Origin of the sequence: uncultured Acetatifactor sp. (assembly GCF_948601915.1) — a bacterium.
Classification (GTDB): domain Bacteria; phylum Bacillota; class Clostridia; order Lachnospirales; family Lachnospiraceae; genus Acetatifactor.
This window is the reverse complement of sequence record NZ_CAPDXS010000238.1, coordinates 396-4,301: the sequence shown is the minus strand read 5'-3', so window position 1 is coordinate 4,301 and position 3,906 is coordinate 396. Positions and strand designations below refer to the sequence as shown.

The 3,906-nt window shown below is 57.6% G+C and carries 4 protein-coding genes; 1 reads left to right on the top strand and 3 read right to left on the bottom strand.

Annotation, left to right across the window (positions count from 1 at the left end; translation table 11 throughout):
* Nucleotides 1-95: 95 nt before the first annotated feature.
* The 3 genes from Q2B33_RS23405 to Q2B33_RS23395 all read right to left on the bottom strand — a co-directional run bounded on the left by Q2B33_RS23405 (nt 96) and on the right by Q2B33_RS23395 (nt 3,429).
* Nucleotides 96-1,418, bottom strand: coding sequence for a HAMP domain-containing sensor histidine kinase (locus tag Q2B33_RS23405; protein ID WP_300565054.1), 1,323 nt, complete (start codon nt 1,416-1,418; stop codon nt 96-98).
* Between the two features lie 163 nt (nt 1,419-1,581).
* Nucleotides 1,582-2,289: a response regulator transcription factor gene (locus Q2B33_RS23400; protein ID WP_330684803.1), complete on the bottom strand. Its 708-nt coding sequence runs from the start codon at nt 2,287-2,289 to the stop codon at nt 1,582-1,584.
* A gap of 72 nt (nt 2,290-2,361) precedes the next feature.
* Entirely contained in the window at nt 2,362-3,429 is a 1,068-nt protein-coding gene (locus tag Q2B33_RS23395) for an SGNH/GDSL hydrolase family protein (protein WP_300565056.1), read from the bottom strand.
* Between the two features lie 159 nt (nt 3,430-3,588).
* Between Q2B33_RS23395 and Q2B33_RS23390 the strand changes: the two genes are divergently transcribed.
* Nucleotides 3,589-3,906 (top strand): helix-turn-helix transcriptional regulator (locus tag Q2B33_RS23390; protein ID WP_300914303.1); only part of this gene is annotated, 318 nt, incomplete at its 3' end.

The window sequence follows — 3,906 nt, the reverse complement described above, 5'->3', positions numbered from 1 at the left end:
TCAGACGTGTGCTCTTCCGATCTCGCCAGCCAAGCACTTTCCCGGAGACACTACTGTAAATCCTGACGGTCTGCAGTATAGCAGCTTCCCTGCGGTCATATACCGCTCTGCCGGATGACCACCGTCACCCGCAGGCCCTTCTCTCCGTTCTCCACCAGCAGCTCCCCTCCCATCTCCCTCAGGAAATAATCGGAGATATACAGGCCCAGGCCTGCGCCCTCCTTGTTCCCGGCATTGCTCCCGCGCCTGAATTTCTCCTTCAGGAGGGGCAGCTCCTCCTCGTCCACGCCTCCGCCGCAGTCTTCGATGCAGACGGCGAGGCACTGGCCCTCCCGCCGCATGGTCACATTGATTTTCCCGCCCCAAGGGGAACCCTGTGCGGACTGTCCTTGGAATCCCCCTTCTCCCTGACATGCGTTCCTTCCATATTTATAGGCATTGGCGAAGATATTGTCGAACACCTGCTGGAGGCGGAGCCTGTCCCCATGCAGCAGGCACTCGGGAATGGGCGGTATCTGTGCCCAGCCGAAATAATCCGCGCTCTTAAGCATCGCCGCCAGTTCCCCGCTCTCCATGTCCACAGGGTTCACTGCAAGCCGCTCCAGCTCCTCCAGAGCTGCCGTGAAGAGATTGTTCACCAGCGCGTCTATCTGGTCTGCCTTGCGGATGATCTGGCCGTAATTCTCTCTGATTCTGCCGCTCTGCGCCAGGGCCGCCCCTACCTCGGAGGCCGCCTTGATGCTGGCCACCGGCGTCCTGATGTCGTGGGAGAGCTTGGCCACCAGCTCCTTTTTCTCGGCATTGGCTTTCGCCTCGGCCAGTCTGGCCTTTTTCAGCTCCTCCCGCATGATGTCGAAGCTCTCCGTAAAGGCCCCGAACAGGTTCCCCCTGTCCATCTCCAGAGGGATGTCCAGATTGCCCCCAGCCACCCTGCGGGCGAAATCCTTCAGCTGCCGGAAAGGCCTGATCACAGCTCGGTCCAGATACATCCCATATGCTATGCAGATGCCCCACTGCGCCAGCATCACGGCCAGGACAGCCAGAAGCATGGCGCGTTTTCCGGATTCCAGGATTTCGGCGCTGTCATTGAATACAATGAGCTTTCCCACCACAAGGCCTGCGTTTTCTATGTCCAGAATCGTGTCCCTGTGGACGACTGCCCTGTTGACGCTTTCGCTTAAGCCCGTATCTGTCCGGAACAGAACTTCCCCTGTCCCGTCCAGCACCACATAGTTAAGCCCTGTCCGCCTCTCGTGGCTCTCCAATCTGCCCCATCCGGACTCCACGGACTGCAGCACCTCGTTCACCGCCACCGCGTCCTGGGCGCTGTCCGCGTCCCACAGCGCGAAGCATAGAAGCAGAACCGCCTCCACTGCGAGGACAGTTATCTGAGCGATTATAAAATAACGTTTTTTCATTTCCCCTCTTCCTGAGATGCCCCATGTGGCGGCAGCGCCATCTTATACTGCTTAACGATTTCACTTGCCGTGAAACCAGACTGCATAACGCTGACTGGTTCAATCGCTTGATTGCATTAGGCAGTATTCAGCGTTATGCAGTATAACAGCGCCGATCCATGCATCAAACCTTCTGCGACGATCCGCAGAACCGATACCCCTCCCCCCAGACAGTGAGGATGTGCTCCGGATTCCCGGGGTCTGGCTCAATGGCCTCCCGCAGCTTCCTGATATGGACGTTGAGCGTGCCGTCTCCAGTGAACTTATCCTCCCAGACTTTTTCGAACAGCTCCTGCTTCGTCACCACCCTGTCCTCATTCTGCACCAGATAGGACAGCAGCCGAAACTCCAGGGCAGTGAGCTTCACAGGCTTTCCCTCCACCAGCAGCTTCCTGGCCCCGAAATCGATTTCCAGCCTGCCGCAGCGGTATCCCTGCTTTTCCCGGTCGGAGAGCTCCTCCTGTCTGCCGTAGCGCTTCAGCACCGCCTGCACCTTGGCCAGCAGGACCCCCAGGGAGTAGGGCTTCTGGATATAATCGTCCCCGCCGATATGCAGCGCCATGATTTTGTCGTCATCGCTGCTGCGGGCGGAGATGAAGAGGATCGGAATCTCCGTCCTCTCCCGCAGCTCCCTGCACAGGGCGAAGCCGCTGCCGTCCTTCAGGTTGATGTCCAGCAGCAGAAGCTTTGCTGTATCGGTCTCAAAAAATCTGCGGCAGTCCCCTGCGCTGTACGCCACTGCGGTGCTGACGCCGAAAAGGTTGAAATACTCCGCGGTGCTGTCCGCAAGCAGCTTCTCATCGTCTATGATCAGGCAGTCATATCCCATCATGTCCCTCCCCGTCCCTTATTTTCTCCTGCCGGGCGCCATTCCGTCTGCCGTCCAAAATGTCCCCGGACGCTGTCACAGGGCCAGGCAATGCCGCACCAGCTCCCCGATCGCCTCGGCCATCCGGAAGAACCCCGCATCGTTGGGGTGGCATCCGTCCACCGTACAGTCATACCGCCTGTCTCCCGCAAAAAGGTGGAAGCCGTCCAGGAAATAAACCCTCTCGTCCCCGCCCCTCAAAGCCTCGATATAGGTTTGGTACACCACATCCCTGCGCCGGACATCTCCGCTGTCGTCCGGCCGGATATCCGGCTTCGACACGAAGACGATGGGGGTCTGCGGATTCGACTTCCGATAGCGCCTGTACAGGGCGGCATGCGTGCCCTCCAGATGCTCCGCATCCGGCGCGTTGTGGTCGTAATCGCAGACGAACACGCTGGCCGGAAGCCCCGCCAGATAGTCCGCCATCTCCGCCTCCCCCTTTGCGCCGCCGGAGAAGCCCAGGCAGAGGAAGTCCACATTGTACGCCCTGGCGATCGCCGCCGGATAATGATTGCCGGGCCTGCTGGCACAGCCTCCCTGGGTGATCGAGGAGCCATAGTACAGCACAGGCTCCACCGGGCAATATCTCCTCCCTTGCCCCACTTCGGCATGTTCGTCCAGCCCGATATACAATTCCGATATACCGCTGTACAGCGGGAGATGTATCGTAATTTCGTTCATCCCTCTGTTCCGGACATATACCACGGATTCATAGTCCTCCGGGGAGTCAAAGGGCGGTACAAAAGTTCCCTGAAAGATATCCGCGGTGCCGTCATAGACATATAAATCCAGCCCGTGGGAGCCGGTAAGGGGCATATGAGACATAAAGCACTGGCCCGTAAGCTTTGCCTTCACCGCCACATAGGGTGAGTCCGTCCAGAAGCGGATGCGCCCTCCCGCCGTATGGCTGCTCAGGCCCGCGACGCCTTCGCTCACGCGCTCCGCCACTTCCGCGGGCATGCGCCTGTACTGCCCTGTCTCCTTCGGCCGGTACAGCCCATAGATTTCAAAGGGCTCCTCCAGCGCGCTTCGGTATTTCAGCCCACTGATTTCCAGCTTTGACTGCACTGCCAGATTCCTGTCGATTTCTCCTATCTTCATATCCGTACCTCCTGCCCGTCCCTGTGGGTTTTGATACTTTATCATACAACAATGCGGCTGCCAATACAAGAAAAATAAATTTACTATTGCGCTGCGCATTCCATTATGCTATAATCCAATCAATCTTCACACCTTTTTGCTATTATCAAGGAGGCCTATATGATGTCCTGTTTTGCGGATGAACTAAAGAACTTAAGGATGGAGCGAGGCCTGACCCAGACGGCACTTGCGAGGGAGCTTCAGGTAACCCAGAACGCTATTTTCAACTGGGAAAACGGAAAGCGTGAGCCGAGCATGGAAATGATCCGCAAAATAGCCGATTACTTCCAGGTATCGGCAGCATATCTTTTCGCGGAAAATGAAATATATCGGACCGCGCTCCGGTTCCTGGATGAATTCTCAACGGGAAAGGCTCCCACAACAGACGGTTCGTCGTGGGAGGACAGGGGCGGTTCCAAGGGAACTGTTCCGAAAGCC